The organism is Simplicispira piscis (assembly GCF_054783455.1).
Genome location: NZ_BAAGQN010000017.1, coordinates 88,362 through 114,636 on the forward strand (window position 1 = coordinate 88,362; position 26,275 = coordinate 114,636).

At 65.3% G+C, this 26,275-nt stretch carries 26 protein-coding genes and 1 riboswitch; of the genes, 10 read left to right on the forward strand and 16 right to left on the reverse strand.

Annotated features, from left to right (window positions below; translation table 11 throughout):
• Positions 1-140 precede the first annotated feature (140 nt).
• Positions 141-2,180, forward strand: coding sequence for a hypothetical protein (locus ACYVOC_RS13075; protein ID WP_461162095.1), 2,040 nt, complete (start codon positions 141-143; stop codon positions 2,178-2,180).
• A gap of 88 nt (positions 2,181-2,268) precedes the next feature.
• Here ACYVOC_RS13075 and ACYVOC_RS13080 read toward each other — a convergent pair whose 3' ends face one another.
• The 4 genes from ACYVOC_RS13080 to thiO are packed head-to-tail and all read right to left on the reverse strand — an operon-like array spanning position 2,269 to position 5,271.
• Positions 2,269-3,171: a thiamine phosphate synthase gene (locus ACYVOC_RS13080; RefSeq protein ID WP_461162096.1), complete on the reverse strand. Its 903-nt coding sequence runs from the start codon at positions 3,169-3,171 to the stop codon at positions 2,269-2,271.
• Complete coding sequence (locus tag ACYVOC_RS13085; protein WP_116004084.1) at positions 3,168-3,977, reverse strand: thiazole synthase; 810 nt, start codon at positions 3,975-3,977, stop codon at positions 3,168-3,170. Before ACYVOC_RS13085 ends, ACYVOC_RS13080 begins: the two co-directional genes overlap by 4 nt.
• A 4-nt stretch (positions 3,978-3,981) precedes the next feature.
• Complete coding sequence (gene thiS / locus ACYVOC_RS13090) at positions 3,982-4,179, reverse strand: sulfur carrier protein ThiS (protein ID WP_461162097.1); 198 nt, start codon at positions 4,177-4,179, stop codon at positions 3,982-3,984.
• Positions 4,180-4,191: 12 nt separating this feature from the next.
• Positions 4,192-5,271 carry a glycine oxidase ThiO gene (thiO, locus tag ACYVOC_RS13095; protein WP_461162098.1) on the reverse strand — a complete coding sequence of 360 codons (1,080 nt, stop codon included), beginning with the start codon at positions 5,269-5,271 and terminating at the stop codon, positions 4,192-4,194.
• Between the two features lie 296 nt (positions 5,272-5,567).
• On the opposite strand from thiO, the gene thiD reads away from it, so the two are divergent.
• Positions 5,568-6,422 (forward strand): bifunctional hydroxymethylpyrimidine kinase/phosphomethylpyrimidine kinase, encoded by an 855-nt coding sequence (gene thiD / locus ACYVOC_RS13100; RefSeq protein WP_461162099.1) that lies wholly within the window; start codon positions 5,568-5,570, stop codon positions 6,420-6,422.
• A gap of 34 nt (positions 6,423-6,456) precedes the next feature.
• On the opposite strand, the gene ACYVOC_RS13105 is transcribed toward thiD, so the two are convergent.
• Both ACYVOC_RS13105 and ACYVOC_RS13110 read right to left on the reverse strand, forming a co-directional pair.
• On the reverse strand, positions 6,457-6,852 hold the full coding sequence (locus tag ACYVOC_RS13105) for a glutaredoxin family protein (protein WP_461162100.1): 396 nt from the start codon (positions 6,850-6,852) through the stop codon (positions 6,457-6,459).
• A 57-nt stretch (positions 6,853-6,909) separates the two neighbouring features.
• Complete coding sequence (locus tag ACYVOC_RS13110; protein WP_116004079.1) at positions 6,910-8,181, reverse strand: purine-cytosine permease family protein; 1,272 nt, start codon at positions 8,179-8,181, stop codon at positions 6,910-6,912.
• 52 nt (positions 8,182-8,233) lie between these two features.
• A riboswitch (TPP riboswitch) is annotated at positions 8,234-8,339 on the reverse strand.
• A gap of 124 nt (positions 8,340-8,463) precedes the next feature.
• On the opposite strand from ACYVOC_RS13110, the gene ACYVOC_RS13115 reads away from it, so the two are divergent.
• From ACYVOC_RS13115 to ACYVOC_RS13135, 5 genes are read left to right on the forward strand one after another with little or no spacing between them, the layout of a single operon-like run.
• A complete protein-coding gene (locus tag ACYVOC_RS13115; protein ID WP_461162101.1) occupies positions 8,464-9,174 on the forward strand; it encodes a YebC/PmpR family DNA-binding transcriptional regulator in 711 nt (236 codons plus the stop codon).
• Positions 9,175-9,182: 8 nt separating this feature from the next.
• Positions 9,183-9,467, forward strand: a complete 285-nt coding sequence (locus tag ACYVOC_RS13120) for a DnaJ domain-containing protein (protein WP_461162102.1) — start codon at positions 9,183-9,185, stop codon at positions 9,465-9,467.
• Positions 9,464-10,030, forward strand: coding sequence for a hypothetical protein (locus ACYVOC_RS13125; protein ID WP_461162103.1), 567 nt, complete (start codon positions 9,464-9,466; stop codon positions 10,028-10,030). Before ACYVOC_RS13120 ends, ACYVOC_RS13125 begins: the two co-directional genes overlap by 4 nt.
• Before the next feature lie 12 nt (positions 10,031-10,042).
• The gene (locus tag ACYVOC_RS13130) at positions 10,043-10,789 is read left to right on the forward strand and encodes a hypothetical protein (protein ID WP_461162104.1); all 747 of its coding nucleotides are present in this window, start codon (positions 10,043-10,045) and stop codon (positions 10,787-10,789) included.
• Entirely contained in the window at positions 10,789-12,060 is a 1,272-nt protein-coding gene (locus ACYVOC_RS13135; protein WP_461162105.1) for a hypothetical protein, read from the forward strand. Before ACYVOC_RS13130 ends, ACYVOC_RS13135 begins: the two co-directional genes overlap by 1 nt.
• A 787-nt stretch (positions 12,061-12,847) precedes the next feature.
• Here ACYVOC_RS13135 and ACYVOC_RS13140 read toward each other — a convergent pair.
• The 10 genes from ACYVOC_RS13140 to ACYVOC_RS13185 form a co-directional block, all read right to left on the reverse strand.
• Complete coding sequence (locus ACYVOC_RS13140) at positions 12,848-13,963, reverse strand: NAD(P)/FAD-dependent oxidoreductase (RefSeq protein WP_461162106.1); 1,116 nt, start codon at positions 13,961-13,963, stop codon at positions 12,848-12,850.
• On the reverse strand, positions 13,963-14,292 hold the full coding sequence (gene fdxA, locus ACYVOC_RS13145; protein ID WP_116004067.1) for a ferredoxin FdxA: 330 nt from the start codon (positions 14,290-14,292) through the stop codon (positions 13,963-13,965). Before fdxA ends, ACYVOC_RS13140 begins: the two co-directional genes overlap by 1 nt.
• Before the next feature lie 102 nt (positions 14,293-14,394).
• Positions 14,395-15,762, reverse strand: a complete 1,368-nt coding sequence (locus ACYVOC_RS13150; protein ID WP_461162107.1) for a sulfate adenylyltransferase subunit 1 — start codon at positions 15,760-15,762, stop codon at positions 14,395-14,397.
• A gap of 171 nt (positions 15,763-15,933) precedes the next feature.
• Entirely contained in the window at positions 15,934-16,866 is a 933-nt protein-coding gene (cysD, locus tag ACYVOC_RS13155; protein WP_116004065.1) for a sulfate adenylyltransferase subunit CysD, read from the reverse strand.
• Between the two features lie 61 nt (positions 16,867-16,927).
• Positions 16,928-17,572, reverse strand: coding sequence for a phosphoadenosine phosphosulfate reductase domain-containing protein (locus tag ACYVOC_RS13160; RefSeq protein WP_461162108.1), 645 nt, complete (start codon positions 17,570-17,572; stop codon positions 16,928-16,930).
• Entirely contained in the window at positions 17,569-17,976 is a 408-nt protein-coding gene (locus ACYVOC_RS13165) for a DUF934 domain-containing protein (RefSeq protein WP_461162109.1), read from the reverse strand. Before ACYVOC_RS13165 ends, ACYVOC_RS13160 begins: the two co-directional genes overlap by 4 nt.
• 15 nt (positions 17,977-17,991) lie before the next feature.
• Positions 17,992-19,788, reverse strand: coding sequence for a nitrite/sulfite reductase (locus tag ACYVOC_RS13170; protein WP_116004062.1), 1,797 nt, complete (start codon positions 19,786-19,788; stop codon positions 17,992-17,994).
• Between the two features lie 15 nt (positions 19,789-19,803).
• Positions 19,804-20,607: a sulfite exporter TauE/SafE family protein gene (locus ACYVOC_RS13175; RefSeq protein ID WP_116004061.1), complete on the reverse strand. Its 804-nt coding sequence runs from the start codon at positions 20,605-20,607 to the stop codon at positions 19,804-19,806.
• Positions 20,608-20,676: 69 nt separating this feature from the next.
• Entirely contained in the window at positions 20,677-22,587 is a 1,911-nt protein-coding gene (mnmC, locus tag ACYVOC_RS13180; protein WP_461162110.1) for a bifunctional tRNA (5-methylaminomethyl-2-thiouridine)(34)-methyltransferase MnmC2/FAD-dependent 5-carboxymethylaminomethyl-2-thiouridine(34) oxidoreductase MnmC1, read from the reverse strand.
• A gap of 78 nt (positions 22,588-22,665) precedes the next feature.
• Entirely contained in the window at positions 22,666-22,938 is a 273-nt protein-coding gene (locus tag ACYVOC_RS13185; RefSeq protein WP_116004060.1) for an oxidative damage protection protein, read from the reverse strand.
• 138 nt (positions 22,939-23,076) lie between these two features.
• On the opposite strand from ACYVOC_RS13185, the gene ACYVOC_RS13190 reads away from it, so the two are divergent.
• The 3 genes from ACYVOC_RS13190 to ACYVOC_RS13200 all read left to right on the forward strand — a co-directional run bounded on the left by ACYVOC_RS13190 (position 23,077) and on the right by ACYVOC_RS13200 (position 26,124).
• On the forward strand, positions 23,077-24,102 hold the full coding sequence (locus ACYVOC_RS13190; RefSeq protein ID WP_461162111.1) for a sulfate ABC transporter substrate-binding protein: 1,026 nt from the start codon (positions 23,077-23,079) through the stop codon (positions 24,100-24,102).
• A gap of 309 nt (positions 24,103-24,411) precedes the next feature.
• Positions 24,412-25,455 (forward strand): methionine ABC transporter ATP-binding protein, encoded by a 1,044-nt coding sequence (locus ACYVOC_RS13195; RefSeq protein ID WP_461162112.1) that lies wholly within the window; start codon positions 24,412-24,414, stop codon positions 25,453-25,455.
• A 3-nt stretch (positions 25,456-25,458) separates the two neighbouring features.
• Positions 25,459-26,124: a methionine ABC transporter permease gene (locus ACYVOC_RS13200; RefSeq protein ID WP_461162113.1), complete on the forward strand. Its 666-nt coding sequence runs from the start codon at positions 25,459-25,461 to the stop codon at positions 26,122-26,124.
• Positions 26,125-26,275: the final 151 nt, after the last annotated feature.

Genomic DNA, 26,275 nt, shown 5'->3' on the forward strand with positions numbered 1-26,275 from the left:
GTTGATAGGTTTTGTGCAAGAATTCGACACATATTTTGAGAAAAAATGTGAATTTTCGTAACGCACTTTTGGCGCTAACTTTAGGCTCTTTTGCAGGGGCTGCCGCGGCCTTGGCTTTAGGGCCTTCCAGAGGCGCTGTGTTGCTGGGGCGTTCGGTGGACCTGGCCTTTGAAGTGCAGCCCGATCCCGGCCAAACCGTGGCGCAGGCTTGTATCACCGCCGAAATACTGTCGGGCGCCGTTCCGGTTTCGCGCGGTAGGGTTCGCGTCACGCCGCTGCCCGAAGTGCAGGGCCGTGCTTCTATGGTGCGTGTGCAATCTTCTGCCATCGTCGACGAGCCCGTGCTCACGGTCACTTTGCTGGCCGGCTGCAATGGCAAGACATCCCGCACTTACACCTTCCTGGCAGACCCGCCCGCCAGCATGACAGCGGGCACCCGACCCATCGTGATTCCCCGGGTGGAGATGCCTGAGGACGTCAGCGACGCAACCGCTCCGACGGGTTTGGGCGCGGGTACGGGCAGCCGTTCAGGTAAAACATCCGAGAATAATGGCCCAGTGGTACCTCTGCCCCGCAGGCCACAGGCCGCGCAAGCACCGGCGCCTTCGAAGAGCGCTGCCGCACTGGCACCGACCAGGCCGTCCCGGCCCCTACCAAAGGCCGCTTCAAAGGTGAAAGCCCCTGAGAAGGAGGCGTTGGCCCCTCGTTCGCGCCTGGTGATGGAGCCCCTGGAAAACTGGCTCGAAACTCCGGCTCCCCTGCAGCTGACGACCGAGCTGCAGCTGCCCGAGGTGCCCGCGACCACGCTGCAGCGCGAGCAGGCCCAGGCCCAGTGGAAAGTGCTGAACATGCAGCCTGAGGACATCCTGCAGGAGAGTGCCCGCACCGCGGCACTCAATGCCGAAATGTCCCGTGCGAAAACACAGGCCGACAGCGAGCGCGCCGCCGCCATCGCTGTGCAGCAGCGCCTGGAACTGGAAAAATCCGAACGGTTTTCAGCCACCATCGTGTATGGCTTACTGGCTTTGCTGGCGGCTATTCTGGTTTGGGCCGTGTGGATGGCGCAGCGCTTGCGCGCCGCCCACCGCCAGGCCCAGGATGCCTGGGCTGGCGCCCTGGTCCGGCCAGTGCCGGAAACACCTGTGCCGGTGCCACACGCCATAGCCCCCGAGCCCGTGCAGCCCCCACCGGTAGCGCAGCCGCCGGTCCCTGCGGCTGTGGCGCGTGCGCGGTCTCCTATTTCTGGGCTTGCACCCCTGTCGGTGGCTGTGCCAACCGCGGAGCGCCAGCACAAGCAGCCCGACCCCGCGCCGCAGCCCGTGTTGCTGATCAACCCCGAAGAACTGTTTGACCTGCAACAGCAGGCCGAATTTTTTGTGTCGGTGGGTGAGCATATCCAGGCTATCGGTGTGCTGCGCAAATACATCGCCGATAACGAAACCACGGCGCCTTCTGCTTACCTGGAGTTGCTGCGCCTGTACCGCTCGCTCAGCCGGGTGGACGATTTCAATGAACTGCGAGCGCAGTTCCATCGCCACTTCAATGCGTTGGTGCCCGAGTTTTCCTCCTTCAACCGGCCGGGTCGCCCTTTGTTGACCTATGCCGACGTGTTGGCTGAGATCGAGGCGATCTGGAGCGATGAGTCGGTTTTGCCAATGCTCGATAGCCTGCTGTTTCGGCATGGCGATGCGGTGCTTGAGCGCTTCGATCTGGCCGCCTTTGACGATTTGTTGCTGCTCAACGCCATTGCCCGCACCACGCCGCCGTCTGCACGCGGGGCGCCGCCGCCGCGTAAACGCACCACCCCGGTCGTCAGCGTGGTGGATGAGCCCGTGCAGGACAACGCTGCCAAGACCGACGTGGAACGCGACGCGGCTGCGCACCCGATCGACGGGATGGACAGCATGCTGGAATACGACCCGGACTGGCTGAGCATGGAATCCACCCGGGGCGATGTTTTGCTCTCCACCAAGGCCCCCGCGGGGGTTGAGACCATTGACTTTGACCTGAGCGACACGTTGACCGGCGGGCCCGTGGCGTTGCCCCCCATCACCCAGAGCGACCTGCCCGCCGTGCCACCTACAAAGCCTCCAGAGCCGGGACAGCCCGTCGGGTTTGGTTCCAGCAGCGATCGCTTTGAAGTGCGATTCGAACTCGAAGAAGTCCAGAAGCCGAAGTGATCGGCCTGGCGGGTTTGGTTATTCCGGCGATATGCTATTGAAAATATAGCTTCCAGCGCTTGACTACAAAGCGTTGGAGCCATTTTTTTTATGAAATTTGCATGGCCTTTAGAAGTTGCGCTGCCGTGGCTTCGGGGTCTGGCGCATTCACCAGCGCCCGCACCACGGCGATGGAGCCCACGCCGGTTGCCAGAATGCCCGCGAACTGTTCCGCTCCAATGCCACCAATCGCCACCGTAGGGTAGTCCTGCAGCAGGCGCGCGTAGGCTTGCAGCCGCGCCACGCCTTGTGGCGCGGTCGCCATGCGTTTAAGTGTGGTGGGGAACACGGCGCCCAGGGCGATGTAGCTCGGCTGCACCGCATCGGCGCGCAGCATTTCCGCATAGCCGTGCGTGCTCACGCCCAGGCGCAGGCCACTTTGGCGCAGTTCTTGCACTTGCGCCGCACTGAGCGCATCCAGATCTTCCTGGCCCAGGTGCGCACCATAGGCACCGGCAGCCATCGCCTCGCGCCAGTGGTCGTTGATGAACAGCAGGGCCCCCGTGCCTTGCACGGCCTGCACGGCGGCGAGCACTTCGCGGGCAATGGCGGCGGTGTCATCCGATTTGAAGCGCAGTTGCACTGTGGGCACGCCTGCGCGGGCCATGCGGCCGACCCAGGCGGCATCGGGCAGCACGGCATACAGGCCGAGCTGCTGTGGGCAGACGGCAAAAGGCGTTGCGTGCGGCCGCGTCTGCAGCCCGAAATCTTGCGCCACAGTGGGCCAAATCTCGGGTGTGGTGCTGCCGGTACGCTCCCAGCGCGCTTGCCAGGCATGGGCCAGCACCTGCGCATCGTGGGCGATGAAGCCCAGTGCGCTGCAGGCCTGCAGCGCGCCCAGGTACACCGGCGCGTCACTCGCGGGTGCGGGCACCGGCTGCGGCGGGAAACCGGTCAAGCTCGTGGCGTGGGCCGCAGTAATGGCTTGCGCCAGGGTGTTGCTATCAGTCATGCGGGCGCATGGTGCCAGAACGGGGTGCCGAGCACCGGGGTGCTGGGCTGGGCGGCTTGCTGGGGTTGCATGGCCCCTGCATGGCGGGCGGCGCGCCCGGCATGCACAGCGTCGGCAAAGGCGCCGGCCATGGCCACCGGGTCTTGCGCCAGGGCTACGGCGGTGTTGAGCAGCACGCCGTCAAAGCCCCATTCCATCACCTGGCAGGCGTGCGAAGGCAGGCCCAGGCCCGCGTCGATCAGCATGGGCACGTTGATGCGTTCGCGCAGCACCTGCAAGGCATAGGGGTTCATGGGGCCGCGTCCCGTTCCGATGGGCGCAGCCCAGGGCATGATGGCCTGGCATCCCACGTCCACCAGGCGCTGGCACAGCACGAGGTCTTCGGTGCAGTAGGGCAGTACGTAGAAGCCGTCGCGTACCAGCTTCTCGGCAGCAGCCACCAGGTTCAGGGTGTCGGGCTGCAGGGTGTAGTCGTCGCCAATGACCTCTAGTTTGATCCACGGGGTGTTGAACACCTCGCGTGCCATTTGCGCCGTGGTGATGGCCTCTTGCACGCTGTGGCAGTTGGCGGTGTTGGGCAGCACCGGCACGCCCAGCTCCCGCAGCAGTTCCCAGAAACCCTGGCCACTTTCGGCCGGATTGCTGCCCTGGCGGCGCAGCGAGGCTGTGACCATGGCCGGCTGGGCCCTCTGCACGGCGGCCTTGAGTGCCGACGGCGAGGGATAACGGGATGTGCCCAGCAGCAGGCGGCTGGAAAACTGCTGGCCGTACAGGACCAGGGCGTCGTCGGTTGATGTCGTGTTCATGGTTTTAGCCCCCTGTGACGGGGGAGATCACTTCGACCTTGTCACCCGCTTGCAGCAGGTGGTGCGGGTGTTGGGGCGCGGGTATAAAAACAGTGTTGACAGCCACGGCGTAGGGCGGTTTTGCCTGCATGGCGGCCAGGGCGTCGGCCACGCTGGCGCCCTCGGGCAGTTCGTGGGGCTGGAGATTGATGAGAACGTGCATGGTTGTGGCGCTTCAGAGCAATTGCATCGACAGATCGAACTCAGCAGCCCGCGCCGACGCGCCGCCTGCGAGGATATCCAGCACCACATCATGCATCGCAGGCGCAATCATGTAGCCATGGCGGTACATGCCGTTGACCTGCAGCGTGCGCGCCGCCAGTTGGCGCACGGCTGGCAGGTTGTCGGGCAGTGCGGGGCGGCATTGCACCGACAGTTCCAGAATGCGAGCCTCGGCAAAGCCCGGGTGCACGGCGTAGGCAGCGCTCAGTAATTCCAGCGTGGAACGCACGCTGGCCGGCGAGAGGTCTTCGGATTCGATCTCGGTGGCGCCGATCACGAACACATTGTTTTCCTTGGGCGCGATATAGGCCGGGTAGCGCGGGTGCAGCAACCGTGTGGGCCGCTGCAGCGTGACCTCGGGGGCGTGCAGGCGGATCACCTCGCCGCGCACACCGCGCAGTTGGGGCCAGTCACCGCGTGCGCCCAGGCCGCGGCAGTCGAGCAGCCAGCCCGGGTGGTCTGCGCCAAAATAGCCCAGTTCGCGCGGCGTGTTCCAGTGCAATTGCACACCCAGGTGCTCCATCTCGCCAGCCAGCGAAGCCAGCAGTTGCCGGTTATCGAGCTGGCCTTCGCCAGGCAGGTACATGCCCTGGGCAAAGCGCGGCGCGAGCGCGGGCTCAATCTGCGCCATACCCTCGCTGTCGAGCATCTGCATGGCAGGCAGTTCGGTGACGCTGGTGCGGGTGTTCTCGAGTTGCTGGCGCATGCGGGTGGCCTCTTGCGCGTCCTGGCGGTGCCATACGAGCAGCGTCCCCTCTTGCTGGAAGTACACCGGCATCGCCAGCGGTGCCAGCAGCTCGGGCCAGCGCCTGAGCGAGTGGCGGCCCATGCGTACCACGCCATGCTCGGCGATGGCCGATTCGGCCAGCGGGGCCAGCATGCCTCCGGCCACGCGGGCAGCCGAATGCTCGCCCAGCGGGCCGCCTTTGTCGTAAATGGCCACGCTGTGGCCCTGGCGCGCAAGTGATACGGCCAGCAAGCGCCCCAGCAGACCGGCGCCGAGAATGGTGAAAGAGGTGTTGGAAAGCGTCATGTTTGTCCGTCTGCGGTGTTACAGGGGACAAAACGGGCAGGTGCCTGCACTGGAAACTCCCCACGCCAGCATGATCTGGATCGGGTAACGGGGCGCAAAGCCCCAGGGTGTTTCTCAGTCCGCGCCACGTTGGGTAGCGGGACACCCCTGTTTCGTCCGTAAGCGGCAATTACAGCACAACGCCGATTCCCCTGGCTTGATGTGGCGCATGCGCAGGCCTCGGATCTGGCGTTGGTTCCCCGGGGTTGTGGGGGGTGACGGCAGGGGCGCTTTGGGTTTCCGGGATAATTTTCGCCATGACGCACACAGCACCCCTTTCTGCACAGGCTCCCCGCTACGCCCGCGTGCTCTCCATTGCCGGGTCAGACAGTGGCGGTGGCGCCGGTATCCAGGCCGACCTGAAAACCTTCAGCGCCCTGGGCTGTTATGGCATGACCGCCATTACCGCCATCACCGCGCAAAACACGCAGGGCGTGCGCGCCATCCACGGCGTGCCGCCCGAGATGCTGCGCGCACAGATCGAGGCCGTGGTGGAAGACATTGGCGTCGATGCCGTGAAGATCGGCATGCTGCATTCGCCCGAAGTGGTGGCCGTGGTGGCCGATGCCCTGCGGCGCTACCAACTGCTGCATGTGGTGCTCGACCCGGTCATGGTGGCCACCAGCGGCGACCGCTTGATGGCCGACGAGACCGTACAGGTGCTGGTGCGTGAACTGTTCCCGCTGGCCACCGTGGTGACCCCCAACCTCGACGAAGCGGCGCTGCTACTGGGCCGCGCCATCCCGGGCATCGAGGCATTGGACGATGCTGCCCGCGCTTTGCTGGCGCTGGGCGCGCCCGCTGTGCTGCTCAAAGGCGGGCACTTGCCGGGTGATGAGGTGGTGGACGTGCTCGCGCTGCCGGGCGGCACCCTCCAATACCTGCGATCGCCGCGCATTGCCACGCACAACGGCCACGGCACGGGCTGCACGCTGTCGTCTGCCATCGCCGCGCATCTGGCCTTGGGCCATGCGCTGCCCGAGGCCGTGGCGCTGGCGCGCGCGTATATTTTGGGCGCTATCCAGGCAGGTGCGGCCGTGCGTACCGGCAAGGGCCACGGCCCACTCAACCACGGTTATGCGCCCATGGCGCAGCGTGTCATCCAGGGCTGACTGTCAAGGATTTTTGCGCCCGTCTCAGGCGGCCTCAGGTCACCTGTGCGAACTGGCTGCGCAAGTAGCTGATGATTTCTTTGGAGTCGTAGAGCCAGCGGCTGTTGCCTGCTTTGTCGGTGATCTTCAGGCAAGGTACCTTGGCCTGGCCGCCTTGCTGCACCAGTGCAGTCCTGTCGGGGCCTTCCGGCTGCGCGTCCACTTTGGCGACCGTCAAGGACAGGCGGCGCATTTCTTGGCGCACCTTGATGCAAAAAGGGCAGGTTTTGTACTGGTACAGCGCCAGGCCCTTGCATGCCTGGTCAACGGCTTCCTGCCCTGCCTGAGAGCGCACGATGCCTTTGGGGCGGGTCAGTGCCTCCTTGAGAAGCATGACCGGACCCAGGACAATGCGCAGGGTCTTGAAAAAGAATCGGATAAAAGATTTCATGGGCCATTCTAGGCAAGCCAAGTGGGCACACCACGGTATGCCCGAGACACGGGTCGTTCAGCGGCGTGGACGGGTTGCGTAGGCCAGCACAAAGCTTACGGCCAGCGTGGGCAGGGCCGAGCCCAGCACGGGGGCGAACTTTGGTAGCAGGTGGTAGAAAGCGATGCCCGCCAGCCAGATCACAATGGGCGCCGCGTGCGCCTTGCCTGCGGCCTGCAGCGCTGAAGCGGCATTGGCGCCAAAAGCCAGGCGCCCCAGAATCACGCCAAACAGCGGCACGAATACCGAGCTGAGCATGAGCAAAAACGGCTCCAGGCTGTGCATGGGCAGCACCAGCGCCATGAGCGTACAGACCACTGCCACGACCAGGCCCCACTGGCGCACGCTCCAGCGCGGCAATAGGCTGTGGGCCGAAACAGCGCCCGAATAGGTGTCGCCATAAGCGTTGTCTACCTCGTCAATCAATATCAGCGACAGCGCGATCAGCCCGCCCTGCGCCAGCAGCAGCGCGGTCACCAGGTCCTGGCTGGGCAACGTCAAGGCGACGAGCACCCCCAGCGCGTAACACCACACATTGGCCAGCGCGTAGCCCAGCCAGGTGCCCCGCAACGCAGTGCCGCCACTGCGGCCATGGCGCGCATAGTCAGCCACCAACGGTAGCCACGAAATAGGCATGGCAATCACCAGGTCCAGCGCGGGCATCACGCCCATGCCGCCTTCGCCGCGCCGCTGCCACAACTGCTCGAACCCCTGCGCCTGGGCCAAGCCCAGGAACTGCCAGCTCAGCCACAGCAGCGACAACACCACCAGCGGCAATGCCACGCGGGCAATGATGCGGCGCACCAGCTGCACCATTGAGCCGCTGATCAACAGCGTGATCACGCCGCCCCAGAGCAGCGTAGCCAGCATCGGCCAGTAGGTCGCTGCCATGGCACCTGACTGGCGCCCGATGGACACCGTGGCGTCGCGCATCACCACCAGCTCAAAGCTGCCCCAGCCAATCAACTGCACGATGTTCAGCACAATCGGAAGGCGCGCAAACGCGCGGCCATAGACCGCGTGCATCAGCCCGGCGCTGGCCAGCCCGCTGTCGCAGCCAATCTTTGCCACCCAGCCCAGCAGCCCGGCTCCGATGATGGAGCCCGCCACAATGGCCAGTACCGCCTCTTGCGTGCCCAGCGCGGGCATCAGGTAGGCGCCCACCTGCATGACCAGCAGGCCCACGCCCAGGCTGAACCACAGAGAGGCATGGTCGTGCCAGCGGAAAACGCGCTGCGCGCTGGATACGGGGGTCAGCGCTTCGTTGGTGGAAGCGGTTGCGGTGTTCATGCGGACTCCTTGGCAGCATCGGTGCAAGAAAGACCCGGGCCACGCGGTCGGTGGGCGTTAGAACGGGCTTCCCTGCGCGAGGATGATCTCAATCAGGTTCAAAGGGACTCTCTCAGCCCGCGCGCCAATATCGGCGTGGGGCACCCCTAGCGAATGCACCAGTCTTGCGGTGGTGCGGGGCGGATTCTAGCGGCAGTGGTAATCTCTTGGGTTTTGCCCGGGGTTTCCCTGCGCAGCGCCGTGCGCGCGCGGGTGCGCCCCAGGATCAGCCAAGGAACTCGCATGGGTGCGCAATGGAAAGCAAAGGGCAAGGCGCAGGCCGCCGACGCCCGCGGAAAGCTGTTTGGCAAGCTGGCCAAGGAAATCATGGTCGCTGCGCGCGGCGGTGCCGACCCGGCGGGCAACTCCAAGCTGCGCCTGGTGCTCGAGCAAGCGCGCAAGGTCTCCATGCCCAAAGACACGTTGGACCGCGCCATCAAAAAGGGCGCCGGCATTGGCGGCGATGCGGCCAGTTTCGAGCATGTGGTGTACGAGGGGTTTGCCCCGCACCAGGTTGCGGTGATGGTCGAATGCCTGACCGACAACGTCAAGCGCACGGCGCCTGAAATGCGCGTGCTGTTTCGCAAGGGCCAGCTCGGTACCTCGGGCTCGGTCGCCTGGGACTTTGACCATGTGGGCATGATTGAGGCCGAACCCGCGGCTGCCGGTGCCGATGCCGAAATGGCCGCCATCGAAGCCGGTGCGCAAGACCTTGAACCCGGCGAAGAAGAGGGCCAAACCCTGTTCTGGACCGATCCAGCCGACCTGGACACTGTGAGCCGCGCCCTGCCTGCGCACGGTTTTACCGTGCTCTCGGTCAAGCTGGGCTACCGGCCCAAGAACCCGGTCAACCCTGCCAGCCTGAGTGCTGAGGCGCTGGAGGAGGTCGAAGCCTTCCTTGCGGCCATCGACGCCAACGACGACGTACAAAACGTGTACGCCGCACTGGGCTGATCGGGCCGATGCAAGGCGACCACTACGCCGCCCTGGGCCTTGCGGCCAACGCCACGCTGGCCGACATCAAGCGGGCGTTTCGGCAAAAGGCCTCGTACTATCACCCTGACCGCAACACAGCGGCTGACGCAGCCTTGCGTTTTCGCGAGGTGCAACAAGCCTACGACGTGCTCTCGGACCCCGAGCGCCGCCAGCAATACGACGACAACCGCCGCCGCAACCTGCTCGACGACCCTTTGCAAACCGCAACGGAAATCTGGCAGGCCTTCGTGCGTGAACGCAATCTTCCATGAAACTCTCTCGCTACTTCTCCGACTTGCGCAAAGCCTACGAGGCCGAGCTCGATGACCTGACCTCTGATTCCGAAGGCAAGGATGTATTAACGAAGCGCCTTGCCGCCAAGCGCAGCGAAATCGGCTTCCTGGTGCAGATGCTGGACTACAGCCCCGAAATGGTGGCCGTGGTTTTCCACCGCGCATTTCGTTTTCCCAAGCTGGCAGCCATGCAGCGATTGCTGACATTACCGCCCGAGGCACTGCCTACATGGCCGGAACTGGCGGGCGCCGTGGCCCTCGAACCCTGGGCGGAACCTGTGGCGCTCAAAGTGCTGGCAGAGCCCGGCGGCGCGACTTTCATGACCGTGGCCGCCTGCCTGGAGTACCTGCACGCCCACGGGTTTGGCCCTGCCGACGCCGCACAAGACACACCGGATGACGAAGAAGCTCGCAACAGCGACGAGGGCGACGACGGCGACGGCCTGAGCGCCGACGACGCCAGCGACCCGCCAGATGGCCGCTCGCTCGACGAAGCCGGCGCCGACTGGCTCGCAGACCAAGGTTTCGAGCGCAAGGACTGACACCGAGAACGTATGAACCACCTGGCATTGATTGAAAAAACCACCAGTCTGATCGCGGCTGGCGACATCGTGGGCGCCGAGAGCGCGCTGGCCGACCTGGCCGATGAGGAGGGCGACCGTGCGCTGATGGTTGTGCTCGACCAGCTCGCGCCCAAAGATGTGCTGGCCGTGATGCGGGAGTACGACAGCTCCAAGGCGTCCGTCGTGAACATGCTGGTCACACCCGAGCAGTTCGCCCGCGCCATGGTGCTGGAGAAACAGTACAAAGATCTAACGCACCAGCACTTGCGCAGCATGGTTAACGCCGTCGTCTTTCGTGAAGACGCCGACCCGTTGGATTTTTTGAACGCCATCGGCGACCTGGACGGCGGCGCCGAAGCCCTGGCCAACTACTTCACCGAAAAATGGAGCCGCATTGAGGCTTTTGCCCGTACCGGTGTTTTTGAAGCCACCGAAGACTACGGCCTGATGCTGAGTGACGATGAGCTGCTCGCGTCGGGCTACGTGCGCCCGCGCGTCGAGCTGGACGAAGTGGCCGACCAGGACTGGATGCAGATGGCCTGGCTGCTGCGCTACGAGTGCCGCGACCTGTTTATTGAAATGCTCTTGGTGCTGCGTGCCAAAGCCCGCGCGCACGACCTGGGCGAAGGTGACGAGCAGCCCGAGGAAGAGGACGACGGCAAGTTCGAGACCAGCGAGACCGACCGCGGCAACGTCACACCGGCAGCGCGCACCTCTGACGAAGAATCGGCCATCTGATGCCTGGCAGCCGTTCGCACGAAGCACCGCCGCAGGCGCTGGCCCTGCACGACGCACGCTCGTTTTTCGAGCGCGCGCTGGCGCACGGCGTTAACCACGGCATTCTGGGGGCCGAAAAGCTCGCCGCCCTGCATGCGGAGGCTCCCAAGGGCATGGTGCAGATAGCGCGCTACTTCGGCAGCGAGTTTTTGCGGCCCGAACTGGAACGTGCGCGCGAGCGCATCGTCAACTTCGTCAGTCTGCATTTGCAGGATGCGTCGGGCGGTGACCTCGCACAGGCAGCGCAACTGCTCGCCACGCATTCGCTGCTGTCGCGCTCCAAAGCCGGCACCGACATGCTGCGCGCCCTGATTGCCCTGCCCGAGAGCACCCACTTTGGCATGCAGGGCCAGGACGAGGCCCAGGTCTCGTTGCTGGCGCTGTGGTCGCTGCGCAGCTATGCCCAGTACCGTGAAGAACTGGCGCGGCGCAGCCGCATTGGCGAGGTGGTGCAGGCAGCGCTGTGGATTGCCAGCCACTACCAGCTGGACGACGAAGCGCTGGAAGAGGGCGGCGCCGACGCCGAAGGCGTGCTGCGCACCGCCCTGGCCCTGCACGCCCTGGCCCCGCGCAGCACCGAGTGGCCAAGCGCGGCGACGTTTCAGAAATTGCTTGCTGCCCGCCGCAAGGCAGGCAAAGCCGTTGTGGGTGCTGACGCGCTCGCGGTGCCCAAAGGGCTGCCGCCCGCGTTGCACGCCGTGGTAGATGCGCAAAAACCGGTCGTGCTGGCCGATTTGCAGAAGCTTCTCGACCCCGCTCGCCCGATTGCACCGCTGCTGCGCCCCATGACTGCGCTGCGCCACCGCTACTTTTTGCTCGAAGATCCGTTGGGCGAGGTGGACGAATACCTGCGCGCGGCCGCATCGCAGCCGGGCGATGAGGCGTCCCCCGCCGCCGCCAGCAAAACCTGGCAACGCGCGACACTGGGCGAGCAAGACGAAGCCGCGTTGCTCACCCTGTTCCTGTGCCTGGCCACGGGCGTGCCCAAGAAAACACTGCTGCCCGAAAAAGCCGCCAAAACCCTGGTGCGCAAGCTGCGCAGCAAAGGCTGGCAGCCAGAACTGGCCGACGCCTTCATCCGTGCACACGCCCCCGAAGTGCACCGCGCCGACTACCTGGCGCTGTGGCAAGGCTTTGTTTCTGAAGCCCGTGCCACGCTGCAAGACGACCACGACTACGGTTTGGGCGACGCACTGGCGTTGCTGCGGCGCGAGTGCCATGTCAGCGACTGAACCAAAAGCTCATTTTCTGATAGCTTATAACGCTTATCCAGTAAGCGTTATAAGCCATTTTTATCCTGTTATCGGTATGCGCGCCTGTGCACTACAGGGCAGCAGTGCGTCTCGCCAGCTTGTGTTCTGTGGAGAGGGTGACGATGGGATTGCTGCCGGGCACGGCTGTGTGCGGCGCTGCGCTGGGTGTGTGTTCACCCGCGGTGTGGATACCCCGGTGGCTGTCGAATGGGAGGATCGCCGACGGCAAATCGGCCGCAGCAGTCCATTTTTGGCTTCGCCGCGCTCCGAGAACACCGTTTTCCCGCACCATGGCCGGGCTATAGTGTAGAAAATCCGGAAAAAAAGGTGCTTGTGGGGGCTGATTTTGGTGAAACCTTTGGCGTTCGCCATTAGTGCTCCGGGCCGGACGGTCTTCTAGTCCAAGAACCCGCCGCTCTTCCAGGATCGCTATCTTGAGAGAAGCGAGACGTGAGCTCTCTCGAATGGGCGGTTTTGTGTCAGGCATTTTGGTACTCCAACATTGATTGACCGGGGCTTGGTGATCGTGCACGGCACCTGTGCGGGCATCCGAGCGATCACGGCAAAAGCCTCTGTAAGCAAGTCTGCACAAGCATCGTCCATGGATGTGTTTTTGTCCGTGCGGTAGCGAACGGATAGCAGCCGGAATTGGCCGGTGCCTTCATCCGCGAGCACGCTCCCGAAGGGCATCGTGCAGATTGCCTGGTGCTGTGTAAGCGGCCAGCCACCGAGGACTCTGAACCCCGCCATAGGCGCGAGTCCTTTATCAGTCGTCCGCTCCCCCGACCCCCAAATACCCCTGCAACCTCGCGCTGCTGGTCGTGTACTCCAGCGGCAGCTTGTGCCCCGCCAGCCATTCCGCCGCGCCGAAGGCGGCCAGGGTGGCTTCGTGGAAGCCGCTCAGGATGAGCTTGCGCTTGCCGGGGTAGGTGATGGCGTCGCCCACGGCGTAGATGCCGGGCACGTTGGTGGCGAAGGTGGCGGGGTCCACCACGAGCTGTTTGCGCTCCAGTGCCAGGCCCCATTCGGCGACAGGGCCCAGGCGGGGTACCAGGCCCAGGCGCACGAGCAGCAGGTCCAGCGGCAGGCGCAGCGGCGTGCCCTCGGGGGTGGCCAGCTCCAGTGCAGTGAGGTGCCCGGCTTCTTCCACGATGCTGTTGGCCATGCCGATGGCGACCTCAATGCGGCCCGCTGCGCGCAGGGCTTGCAGTTGCTCCAGCAGGGCGGGTGGGGCGTCAAAAACGTCGCGGCGGTGCTGTAGCGTGGTGTGGGCGGGGCGCTGCGCCTCGGGGGCGGTGGCGCAGGCAATGGCTTGCTGCACAGCGGGCTCGTCGCCCCCGTGCACCACCACGCGCTGCCCGGCAAGGCGGGTGCTTTCGTCCAGGCGGTAGAGCAGTTGGCCGCCCTCGTAAGCGTCCAGCCCCGGCAGTTTGAGGGTGCGCGGCACGAAGGCGCCTACGCCGGTGGCGATGAACACGGCACGCGCCTGCAGTTGTGTGCCCTGTGCTGTGCCAACGCGCAAGCCGCCGGTGGGCAGGGCTTGCACGGTATCGACTTGCTGGCCCAGGTGCCAGTGGAGTGCGAAGGGGCTGATCTGGCCCAGCAGACGCTCGGTCAGCTCCTGGCCGGTGCAGACCTGGATGCCGGGGATGTCATAGATGGGTTTGTCTGCATACAGCTCGGCGCACTGGCCGCCGGGGTGGGGCAGTGCGTCGATGAGGTGCGTGCGCAGGCCCTGCAGGCCGAGCTGGAAGACCTGGAACAGGCCGACCGGCCCCGCGCCGATGACGACGGCATCGGTGTGCAGGAGCGCAGGCGGGGTGGACAAGGCGGTGCGGGGTGCGCCGTGTGGCAGCGGGGTACCGTCGACCGCAGCAGCCATCAGCGAATGATGTCTTTGATCTTGCCGGGCTGGCCGTTCCACTCGTCGGCGCCCTCCAGCGCGGTCTTGCGCTTGGTGATGGGCTTCCAGCCGGGGGCGTTGGTCAGCTCGGCGTTGATCTTGATGAAGGCCAGCTCGGTGGGGGGCAGGTCTTCTTCGGCAAAGATGGCGTTGGCCGGGCATTCAGGCACGCAGACGGCGCAGTCGATGCACTCGTCCGGGTTGATGACCAGCATGTTCGGGCCTTCGACGAAGCAGTCGACGGGACACACGTCCACACAATCGGTGTATTTGCACTTGATGCAGTTTTCGGAAACGACGTGGGTCATGGCAATGCTTTGTGGGAATCAGGGAACACCCTCGATTTTAGAGGGTGTGGCAGGGGAACCGGGTGGCAGCCCCTGCCAATCAAATGGAAAACGTGACTAAGGTCAATTGACAAGCACGGCGCCAGCGGTTGCGTGGCTGGCCGTGTCCACCAAAATCAGCGAGCCTAGCACCCGGGCCTGGCCAAACGGTGCGGTGGGCAGGGGCTCTTGCAGCAGCAGTTCGACATGGCCGATGGCGTTGGGCTCGAGTTGGCTGGCGTCTTCTTCGGCCAGGGTGTTGATGTCCAGGCGGTGCACCACACGCTTGACCTTGGCCTTGACCCAGCGGTGGCCGTGCAGCGCCCAGTACACGCGGCCTGCCACCAGGGGTTCGTTGTCCATCCAGGCCACGGTGGTGTGCAGTTCGCGGCGACCGGGCCAGGCAGGCACCGTGGCGGGCGTGTCGAAGTCGTCTTCGGCCGGGGCGGCCTGCGTGGGGGCGGCCACGATCCAGTCGCCGCGCGAGACATCGACCTCGCGGTCGAGCACGATGCCGGCGCTTTGGCCCGCATCTACGCCGATGGGGCGGCGTGCGTGGTCGAGCACCTGGGCCACGGTGGCGGTCTGGCCACTGGGGAAGACTTGCACGGGCGTACCGGCTACCACATGGCCAGCGGCGACCCGGCCCCAGAACACGCGGCGGCCCTGGGTGGTGTCGGCAGACGACGAGAACTTTTCGACCCACTGCACCGGGAAGGCCAGCGGCAGGCCGGTGTCGGCGGGCGTGTTGGGCAGCAGTTCGAGGATTTGCAGCAGGCTCGGGCCTTCGTAGCCGCACCAGCCGGGGTGGGCATCGACCACGTTCCAGCCCTTGAGGGCCGAGACGGGCACGGTGGCGCGCACCGCAATGCCGGCCTGTTGGGCAAAGCGCGCGAGCGCCGCGCTGATGTGCTGCCAGGCCCGTTCAGGGTGGGCCACGGCATCGAGTTTGTTCACGGCAAACACCAGCGAATGCACACGCAGCAGGTGCACCAGCAGGCTGTGGCGGCGCGTTTGCGGCAGCAGCGTGAGCTGTGGGTTCTCCCAGTCGAGCTTGGTGGCATCGACCAGCACGACAGCGGCATCGGCGCTGCTGGCCGCTGTGACCATGTTGCGCGTGTACTGCTCGTGGCCCGGTGCGTCGCCAATGATGAACTTGCGCGTTTCGGTGGCGAAGTAGCGGTAGGCCACGTCGATGGTGATGCCTTGTTCGCGCTCTGCAGAGAGGCCGTCGGTCAGCAGGGCCAGATCGGTTTCGCCCGCGCGCTGCACGCCCGCCAGATGGTCTTGCAGCACGGACTTGCTGTCCACCAGCAGTCGGCCAATGAGGGTGCTTTTGCCATCGTCCACGCTGCCGCAGGTGATGAACTTGAGGGCCGATATAGGGCCATTTTGGCCTGCAGCGCTTGATGGTATTGCGCTGGCAGCTATCGAATGAATAGTATTTGTCATTGGATTGATCTCAGTAATCCAGAGTGCTACGCACCGCTCGCATTGTTGGATAGGGCGCGGCCCAGGCTAGCGACCGCCGCGCAAGGGCCGCCCCGCCGCGCTGGCGGTGTCCCCCTTCCCGCGCGAAGCGCGAGAGAAGGGGGAAGGCGCGCAGCGACGCAGGGGGTTGCATTAAAAATACCCGTCTTTCTTGCGCTTTTCCATTGAAGCGTCAGAGGTTTTGTCGTCCATGCGTGTGGCGCCGCGTTCACTCACGTCGGCGGCCAATGTCTCGATCACGATCTCGGCCGCGGTGGCGGCCAGGCTTTCGACCGGGCAGGTGCAGGTGATGTCGCCCAGGGTGCGAAACCGCACGTCGCGTGTTTCCAGCTGCTCGCCGCTGCGCAGCGGCGTGAGGGGCGTCACGGGCACCAGCAGGCCCTTGCGCTCGACGATCTCGCGCTGGTGTGTGTAATACAGCGACGGCAGGGCGATCTGCTCGCGTTCGATGTATTGCCACACATCGAGCTCGGTCCAGTTGCTGATGGGGAACACGCGAAAGTGCTCGCCCGGCTGCAGGCGGGTGTTGAACAGCGTCCACAGCTCGGGCCGTTGTGCCTTGGGCTGCCATTGGCCGAAGCTGTCGCGGTGGCTGAAGATGCGCTCTTTGGCGCGGGCCTTGTCTTCGTCGCGGCGGGCGCCGCCCATCAGCGCGTCAAAACGAAACTCTTCAATCGCTTCGAGCAGCGTGACCGACTGGTGCACGTTGCGCGGCTCACCGGGGTGCGCCAGGCGCACGGTGCCACGTGCCATCGAATCCTCGACATTGCGCACGATGAGCTCGGCGCCCAGTTCCTTGGCCCGCAAATCACGGAAATCCGTCACCTCGGGGAAGTTATGGCCCGTGTCGATCATGAGCAGGGGGTAAGGGATGCGGCCCACGCCGAAAGCTTTTTCAGCGCACTTGAGCATGACCAGTGAATCCTTGCCGCCCGAGAACAGCAGCGCGGGGCGCTCGAAGGCGGCGGCCACCTCGCGCAGGATGAAGATGGTTTCTTCTTCCAGCGCGTCGAGGTGGCGGTTGCTGAGGTGGTTCAGCACGGAGGTGTCAACGCGGGCGTTCATTGTTTATTCCATTCAAATCGGGCTGTAACGCTGATGGGGATTGCGCTGGCAGCTATAGGTTTCAGTGCGCCAGGTGCAAGCCGCACTCGCGGTTGTCTTCGCCCTTGGTCGGGTCCACGTAGTCGAAGTTGTTGGGCAGGCCGTGCTTGACGCAGTATTCGTGCAGGTCCTTGGACGACCAGTGCAGCAGCGGCGCCACCTTGATCAGGCCGTCGGGGTTGATGCTCACGGGCTCCATCTGCGCGCGTACGGCGCTGTCGGTGGCGCGCAGCGCGGTGAACCAGACCTTGGGCGCCGTCTCGCGCAGGGCGCGGGCAAAGGGCTCCAACTTCACTTCTGCGGTGAAGGCCGCGTGGCGCGGGTCATCCAGCGCGGGCGTCAACCCTTCCACGGCTTCGCGGTGCGCGCGCGAGCGGCGCGGCAGGTAGATGTGCAGGTTCAGCCCCAGCTGCTTCGTCACTTCGTCGGCAAACCGGTAGGTGGCTTCGGTGTTGTAGCCGTTGTCCATCCAGACGACCGGCACGTCGGGGTTGACCTGTGTGACCAGGTGCAGGATCACGGCCTCGAACGGGCGGAAGTTGGTGGTGACGATGGAAGCCTCGCCCAGGCCCAGCGCCCAGGTGACGAGGCCGGATGCGTCGTGGCCGAGTGTGGCGTTGACGTGTGCGAGGTCCAGCGCGGGGTTGGGAGTCAGTACGGCGCTCATGCCGACTCCAGCGCTGCATCGCGGGCGAACAGAGGGCGCGGCTCGTTCACGTCGCCCTGGTAGAAGGCGCCAAAGCGCGCAAACTGGCGCTCAGCAGCGGCGGCGTCTACACCCTCGGCCAGCACGGCGCTGCTGAAACCGCTGCGGTGCATGTGCACCAGCTGGTCGATCAGCACATCGCCCGTGGCGCGGATGTCGCCCGCAAATTTATAGCGTCGGCGCAGCAGCAGGGCCTGGCTGTAGGCACGGCCGTCGGTAAATTTGGGGAACTGCAGTTCCACGCGCTGCACGCCTTCCAGCGCGCCGCTGGCGACCAGCTCGGCCAGCTCAGCGTCGTTGGGGATTTGCAAGGTTTTTTCGGTATCAGCGCCCGTGGATAAAGCGCTAGCAGCTATTATTTTCATAGTCTTCAATCGCGGTCAGTCTTGTTCTGCCAGGGCTTCCTGGTCGGCCTTGGGGCGGCGGGCAGCGTTGGCGGCCTGCTTGAACGGGTCGTGGCCCAGGCGGCGCAGTGCGTCGATAAAGAACTCGCCGGGCTTGCGCAGCGCGCGGAAGGTGGCGAGCAGCGCCTCGATCACATCGGGCACTTCGGCTGCGGTGAACGAGGGGCCGACCACCTTGCCGCCAATCGCGGGGCCAGACAGATCGGTGCCGTCAGACCCGCCCAGCGTGATCTGGTACCACTCCTTGCCGTCCTTGTCCACGCCCAGGATGCCGATGTGGCCGCTGTGGTGGTGGCCGCAGGAGTTGATGCAGCCGCTCATGTGCAGGTCGATGGGGCCGAGGTCAAACAGCTCGTCCAAATCTTGATAACGGTCGGTCACGGCGGCGCCAATGTGCAAAGAGCGCGCATTGGCCAGCGAGCAGAAGTCTCCGCCGGGGCAGATGATCATGTCGGTCAGCAGGCCGATGTTGGGTTGTGCCAAGCCCAGAGCGCGGGCCGCTTCGTACAGCGCGGGCAGGTCGCCCTCATGCACCCAGGGCAGCATCAGGTTTTGCTCGTGCGTCAGGCGCGCCTCACCAGCGCTGAACTGCTCGGCCAGTTGGGCCAGGGCTTCCAGGGTGTCGGCGTCGGCATCGCCGGTGGCAAAGCCGGGGCGCTTGAACGACAGGGTGACGGTCTTGAGGCCGGGCAGCTTGTGGCCGCGCACGTTTTGCTGCAACCAGCGCTGGTACAACTGGCCTTGTGTATTCACCTTGGAGGGCAGGTTGGTGGCCTTCAGCTCGGGCACCACGAAATGGCTTGTGACCCGGTCAAGCTCTGCCTGCGTGATGGTGTGGGGCGCGCCGTCGAGGTTGACGATGTCCTGGTATTCCTTCTCCACCGCGTCGATGAACTTCTGGCCTTCGCTCTTGACCAAAATTTTGATGCGCGCCTTCCACTTGTTGTCGCGCCGGCCGTAGCTGTTGTAGGTGCGCACCACGGCTTCGATGTAGTTGAGCAACTGGTCCCAGGGCAGAAATTCGCGCACCACGCTGCCAATGATGGGTGTGCGGCCCATGCCGCCGCCCACTTTCATGGTGAAGCCCACGCTGCCGTCTTCGGCCCGGCGCGCTTGCAAGCCAATGTCGTACCAGCCAATGGCGGCGCGGTCTTCTTCGGCGCCGTTGAAGGCGATCTTGAACTTGCGCGGCAGGTAGGAGAACTCGGGGTGCAGCGAGCTCCACTGGCGCGTGATCTCGGCGAACGGCCGCGTATCGACGATGCTGTCCTCGGCGATACCTTCGAGCGCGTCGCAGGTGATGTTGCGGATGTCGTTGCCGCTGGTCTGGATGCCGTGCATGGAGACACTGGCCAGCAGGTCCATCACGTCGGCCGCGCGGTGGAGGGGAATCCAGTTGAATTGCACATTGGTGCGCGTGGTGAAGTGGCCGTAGCCGTAGCGCAGCGGCGGTGCGGCCAGCGTTGCGCCGGGCTGCGCGTCCTGCAATGCGTCTTGTGTGGCCTGGGCGTGTGCCAGCAGTTCAGGTGCGGGCTTGTCGTACTCGCGCGCAATGTGGGCCAGCGTGCGCAGTTGCGTGCTGCTGATTTCGCCATAGGGCACGGCAATGCGCGCCATGGGCGCGTAGCGCTGGATGTACCAGCCGTTTTGCAGGCGCAGTGGCAAAAGCTGTTCGTCGGTCAGTTCACCACGCTCCCAGCGCTCAAGCTGGTCGCGGAACTGCTCGGCGCGCAGCTGAACGAATTTCTTGTCGAAGTCGGTGTATTGGTACATGGGGCAACGAGCCTCTTAAATCAAAACAAGTTTGGCGCCCGCCCAGGCGAGCAGCAACGAAAGGGCAGAGCGGATCAGCCGCTCTGGGGTGCGGGTGACCAGGCGCGAGCCCAGCCAGATACCCGGCAATGAACCGGCCAGCAACTGCGCCAGCAAGGCCCAGTCGACCGAACCCAGCGATGCGTGGCCCATGCCGGCCACCAGTGTCAGCGGCACGGCGTAGGCAATGTCGGCGGCAATGATGCGCGGCAGCGGCAGGTGCGGAAAGACGAGCAGCAGCACGGTGACGCCAATGGCCCCTGCGCCCACCGAGGTAAAGGTGACCAGCGTGCCGATGACCGCGCCCAGCAGCACCGGCAGGCTCCAATGGCGCGGCTGCGTGGCGGCGGCGCCGCTGCCCTGGCGTGCGGCCTGTTCGGCGGCCTGGCGCTGGGCCGAAAACACCACCACCTTGTACAGCATGGCGGCGGCGGTGAGCAGCAGGGCCGCGCCCAGGGTTGTGGTCATGAGGTGCTGCACCTGCTCGCTGGCCGGGCCCAGGTGCTGCAGCAGCCACAGCGACGCCAGCGCCGCCGGAATGCTGCCCGCGCACAGCAGGCCCACCACGCTCCAGGGCACCAGCCGCTGACGGGCCAGACCGACCGTGCCGCCCATCTTGGTAAAGGCGGCAAACAGCAGGTCGGTGCCGATGGCCAGGTGGGGTTTTACGCCGAAAAAGAAGATCAGCACCGGCGTCATGAGCGAGCCGCCGCCCACCCCCGTCAACCCCACGATGAGGCCTACGGCAAAACCAGCGAAAACGAATGCAAATTCAGGCATGGCCGCGAATGTAGAGGGCCTGCTTATGAAAACAAACGATTGTTTTGTGCTTCCTATATGCGAATAAGCTTATTCCGCAGCCGGTGTGGGGCCCAAGCGTTCGGTGCCCATGGCACGGGCCAGGCGCGCATCCAGCGGCAAGGGCTCCCCTTGCAGGCGCGCCGCCAGTAGTTCGCCGCACAGCACGGCACGGGTCAGCCCGCGGGCACCCATGGCCGTGCACACCCACAGCCCGGGCAGGCGGGCGGGGGCTACCGGGCCGACGATGGGCAGGCGGTCGATAGCGGTGCAGCGCACGCTGGCCCAGGCGTGCAGGCTGCTGGCTGCGCTGCCTTCAAACGCCGGGCGCAGTGCCGGGGTGGCGGCGGGCACCAGGGCCTGCAGGCGCTGCCAGTTGGTGGCGTGGGCGGCGGTCTGTTCTTCGGGTGGCAGGGGCAGCTGTTCTACATCGCGGTCAAAAGTGGAGCCCATGTGCCAGGCCATGCCGTTTTCGTGCGGCACATGCGCCACCAGGCCACCGTTGCCATTGACGGGGAAGGGCGGCAGCCCGGTGGCGCCCGGTGGTTGCGGCCCCCAGGACAGCTGGCCGCGCACGGGCTGCAGGGGGAGCGCGGGGGCTTGCACCGTGGCCAGCAAGGTGTTGCAGGCGGGGCCTGCGGCCAGCACCACCACGTCGGCTTCAGCCAGGGGCTGGCCTGCGCTATCGAGTGCCTGCCAGGTGCCATGGGCGGTGCGCTGCAGCGTGGCTACTTGGCTGTGGGGCTGCCAGGTGATGCCCGGCTGGGCCAGCAGCTTTTGTACCAGGCGCGCGGGCCGCACCCAGCCACCGCGCGCATGCCAGCAGGCGGTGCTGTCCTCGGACAGGCCCGCCGCGTGCAGGATTTGCGGGTTGGCGGGCAGGCCCCAGTCGGCGCCGGGGCCGTGCTCCCAGCCGCTGGGCAGGCCCAGGTTGTCGGGCGGGCGGCACTCCAGCACGCCGCCGGGGTTCCAGTCCAGGCCCGGCTGCAGCAGGGCGTGGGATTGCTGCAGCATGGCGCGCACGCCGCTGCGCGAAACGCGCGAAAAAATGTTGTCGTCGGGCGAGAGGTGGGGCGCAAACAGCCCCACGGGCAGGCCCGATGCGCCGCTGGCAGGTGCGGCAGCAGCATCCAGCACCTGCACGCTCCAGCCGCGCCGCGCCAGGCTGGCAGCGCTGGCGGCACCCGCCAGGCCCGCGCCAATGACCATGCAGCGCGCCGGGGTCGGGTGCTCGGCCGTGGTTTCGCTCGTGCGGCTGGTGCGTGGCTCCCACGCGGGGTTGAAGGTGGCGTGCAGGTTGTCGCGTTTGGGCGGCACGCCCGGCACTTTTTTCACGACAAAGCCGCATTGGGTGAGGGCGTCGCGCACCGCGCGGGCAATGGTCCAGGTGGCCAGGCGGGTGCCGCGGTGACAGCAGCGCGCCACGGCCTTGAGGGTGTGCAGGCTCCATATTTCGGGGTTGGCCTGCGGGCTGAAACCGTCGAGGTAGATCGAATCCACCTCCCAGTGCTGCTGGCGCAGCAAGGCCTGTGCGTCGCCGATGCACAGCGTGAGCAGCACGCGCCCGCCATCGAACCACAGGCGGTGCACACCCGGCAGCAGGCCCCAGTATTGCGCGCACAGTTCCTGTGCCAGCGGCTGTAGCTCGGGGTGGCGCGCGGCGGCGCGCAGCAGGTCGTCGGTGGACACGGGCCAGGCTTCGAGCGAGACAAAGTGCAGCAGCGTGGGCTGCTGCGGGTCGGCACGCCAGGCGGCCCAGGTGGTGAGGAAGTTCAGCCCAAAGCCAAAGCCCGTTTCCAGAATGCGCCACTGCGTCGCCCCGGCCCAGGCCTGCGGCAGACCGCAGCCGTGCAAAAAGACATCGCGCGCCTGCGCCATGCCGCCGTGCTCACTGTGGTAACGGTCGCCAAAGCGCGGGCTGTAGGGGGTTCTGTCGTCGAGCCAATCAATGCGTTCGGCCATGGTGGGGTGCTGCGCGTTCAAAAAATCAATGCAAAAAGGCGCCACGAAGGGCGCCGGAGTGTCTGCGCAAGCCGTTTTTCAGGCGCTGGGCGGCACGTAACCTTGCACCGCGTCGGCGCCGCCGCCAAAGAAATGCTGTTCCATCTGGCGGGCCAGGTACTGGCGCGCACGGGCGTCGGCCAGGTTCAAGCGGTTCTCGTTCACCAGCATGGTCTGGTGCTTGAGCCAGCCGGCCCAGGCCTCTTTGCTCACGCTTTGCCAGATGCGCTTGCCCAGGTCGCCAGGGTAGGGGGGAAAGTCGAGGCCTTCGGCTTCCTTGCCGAGTTTGATGCAGTGGACGGTACGTGCCATGAAAATTTCCTTCTGGGTTGGTTCTATGCTTTTGGGTATAAAGAACTGAAATTTTATTCGTTTCAGTTTTTAAGATGGCCTTGCAGAATGCATTGCACCGGTGGCTTGCACCGTTTCCAACATTCTTCCGAGGCCCCCATGCAACTTCGCCGCCACTTTATCAAGTTTCCTTTTGCCACCGCCCTGGCCAGCGCCTTGGCCCTGACGGCATTGCCGTCGTTTGCCCAATCCGTGACCTTGCTCAATGTGTCCTACGACCCGACGCGCGAGCTGTATGTGCAGTTCAACCAGGCCTTTGCCCGCCACTGGAAGGCCACGAGCGGGCAGGACGTGGCCATCCAGCAGTCGCACGGCGGCTCGGGCAAGCAGGCGCGCTCGGTGATCGATGGCATCAGCGCCGACGTGGTGACGCTGGGCCTGGCGCCGGACATCGATGCGCTGGTGAAACACGGTGCGCTGGTGGCGCCGGACTGGCAAAAGCGCCTGCCGCACAACTCGGCACCCTACACCTCGACCATCGTCTTTCTGGTCAAGAAGGGCAATCCCAAGGCCATCCAGGACTGGGGCGATCTGGTCAAACCCGGCGTCGCCGTGATCACGCCCAACCCCAAGACCTCGGCCGGTGCGCAGTGGAACTACCTGGCCGCCTGGGAATACGGCAAGCGCCAGGGCGGCGGCAGCGCGGCCAGCGCCCAGGATTTTGTGGCGCGCCTGTACAAGAACGTGCCGGTGCTCGACACCGGCGCGCGCGGCGCCACCATCACCTTTGCGCAGCGCGCCATGGGCGATGTGCTGCTGGCCTGGGAGAACGAGGCCTATCTGGTGCTCAAGGAATTTGGCGCCGAGAAGTTCGAGATCGTCGTGCCCTCCATCAGCATCCTGGCCGAGCCCGTGGTGGCGGTGGTCGACAAGAACGTGGACAAAAAAGGCACGCGCAAGGTGGCGCAAGCCTATCTGGCGTATTTGTATTCGGACGAAGGCCAGGACATTGCCGGCAAGAACTTCTACCGCCCCACGGGCGAGAAGGCCCGCGCCAAGTACGCGGCGCAGTTTCCCAAGCTGTCGCTGTTCACCATCGACCAGGCCTTTGGCGGCTGGGCGAATGTGAGCAAGCTGCACTTTGCCGATGGCGGCCTGTTCGATCAGATTTATGCCAAAAAGTAAGGCCGTGCCGGCCCCCGCCCCCCCCGTGGCCCCGGCGCCGCTGCAGCGCCTGCTGGGCACCACGGCGCGCGCCTGGCAGCTGCGTTGGCCCTTGGGCCGCACGCAACTTGTTGCAGAGCGTCATAATTGAGCCTCTGCAGTTTTTAGAGCCTAAACAGGCTCTAAGGCAATATCAGCAAGCGCTGGCAGCTATGAAAAGCATAGTTGACCACCGCCGCCTGCCGTGTGCCCAGTGCTGCATCCTCTTTTTTCACCTATTTATCCACGGGTTTTTGCAGCGCAGCCGTCGTGCGAGAGCCTGTTTTTCCCATGATCGAGTTACGGGGACTTTCCCAGACCTACCCGGGCCCTACGGGCCCCGTCGAAGCCCTGCGCGGCATCGACCTGCACATTCCGCCAGGCGAGGTGTTCGGCATCATCGGCAAGAGCGGCGCGGGCAAAAGCTCGCTGGTGCGCACCATCAACCTGCTCAACCGCCCCACCGCTGGCGCTGTCATCGTCAACGGCCGCGACCTGACCCAGCTGAACGACGCCGAGCTGCGCGCCGCGCGCCGCGACATCGGCATGGTGTTCCAGCACTTCAACCTGCTGTCGTCCCGCACGGTGTTCGATAACGCGGCGCTGCCGCTCGAACTGGTGGGCATGTCCAGGGACGAGATCCGCCGGCGCGTGGACCCGCTGCTCGAACTGGTGGGCCTGACGCAGCTCGCCGACCGCTACCCGGCGCAGATCAGCGGCGGGCAAAAGCAGCGCGTGGGCATTGCGCGCGCGCTCGCCAGCCGGCCCAAGGTGCTGCTCAGCGACGAGGCCACCTCGGCGCTGGATCCGGAGACGACGCGCTCCATCCTCGATCTGCTGCGCAAGGTGAACCAGGAGATGGGTCTCACGGTGGTGCTGATCACGCACCAGATGCAGGTCATCAAGCAGGTGGCCGACCGCGTGGCCGTGATCGACGCCGGCCGCATCGTCGAGCAGAGCCCGGTGCTCGACGTGTTCACGCGCCCGCAGCAGGCCATCACCAAGAGCCTGATCGACGAGATCGTGCCGCAGGAGCTGCCCGCCAGCGTGATGGCGCGCGTGCGCCAGCTCTCGGCCGGGCTCAGCGGCGGCGTCGGCCAGCTGCTGCGCCTGTCGTATGCGGGCGAGAGCGCCTACCAGCCCATCCTGTCGCACCTGATCCGCGACCTGGGGCTGGAGCTGTCCATCCTGCACGGCCAGATCGACGAGATCCAGGACCAGCCGTTCGGGTCGCTGGCGGTGTTTGCCAGCGGCGCGGCCGAACAGATTCAAAGTGCCGTTGCGCACCTGCGCCAGCACGGCGTGCAGGTCGAAGAAGTGCCGAGCAAGGATTGAGCGATGTTTGAAAATTTCTCTGAAATGATGCTGGAGCTGTTTGCCACCTCGCTGTGGGAAACCATCGTCATGGTCGGCATCTCGGGCGTCGTCGGCGCGCTCATCGGCATCCCGCTGGGCGTGTTCCTGCGCCTGACCGACCAGGGCGGCGTGCTCGAAAACGGCCCGCTCAACAAGACCGTGGGCTGGATCGTGAACGCCGTGCGCTCGACGCCGTTCATCATCCTGCTGGTGGCGATCATTCCGTTCACGCGCTTGATCACGGGCTCGTCGATCGGCACGGGCGCTGCCGTGGTGCCGCTGACGCTGGCGGCCGCGCCCTTCATCGCGCGCCTGGTCGAGACCGCGCTGCGCGAGGTCGACAACGGCCTGGTCGAGGCCGCCCAGTCGATGGGCGCGACCACCGGCCAGATCGTCTGGAAGATTTTGCTGCCCGAGGCGCTGCCTGGCATCGTCGCCGGCCTGACCATCAGCTTCGTGAGCCTGACCGGCTACTCGGCCATGGCCGGCGCGATCGGCGGCGGCGGCCTGGGCGACCTGGGCATCCGCTACGGCTACCAGCGCTTTCTGCCCGACATCATGCTGGCCGTGGTGGTGGTGCTGATCTTTTTCGTGCAGGCCATCCAGAGCCTGGGCGACTGGGCCGTGCGGCGCCTGAGCCACCGCTGAAACTCCTGTTTTGATAGCTTCTCGCGATTTATGGATAAGCGCTAGAGGCTGATTTTGCCCTTGTTTTGCACGGCACCGCCGGAAAGAAAAGCAGCTGGCAAAAACCCAGCCTGATCCCGGCGCTGTGCGCCGAGGGCTGGCCCGGTGCACG